Origin of the sequence: Paraburkholderia sp. SIMBA_054, from assembly GCF_046534875.1 — a bacterium.
Classification (GTDB): Bacteria; Pseudomonadota; Gammaproteobacteria; order Burkholderiales; family Burkholderiaceae; genus Paraburkholderia; species Paraburkholderia hospita.
On record NZ_JAWRXV010000378.1, the window covers coordinates 1 to 353 of the forward strand.

1 pseudogene is annotated in these 353 nt (G+C 56.4%); it reads right to left on the minus strand.

Going from position 1 to position 353, the window contains the following annotated elements:
• A pseudogene (locus tag SB822_RS55565) lies at positions 1-353 on the minus strand (N-6 DNA methylase); the annotation flags it as partial.

Genomic DNA, 353 nt, shown 5'->3' on the forward strand with positions numbered 1-353 from the left:
GTGCTTGGACAGCTCGCATAAAGTTTTGTCCAAGTCGGTGCCGTAGAGGTGTTCCTCGACGTGCTTTAGTAGTCGAAGCGCCGTTATGCGTTTGCCTACGAGCGCGGCGCGCATACGTAGCGCAATCGGCGCAAGGAATGCCGCGCCTCCGCAGGCCGGATCAAAAAAGGATTGGCTGCCGAAATCGACGCCCTGATCGGCTAGGTCGTCGAGAAGACCTTTGGTCAGTGACACCGGGGTGAAATACATCGCCAGATTCTTGCGATAGCTCTCGTCGGCCAGCTTGGCATATGCGGAACTTAGCCAGTAAGTAGCCTCGAGGAATCCAAGCTGACGGAGAACGACGACGAATG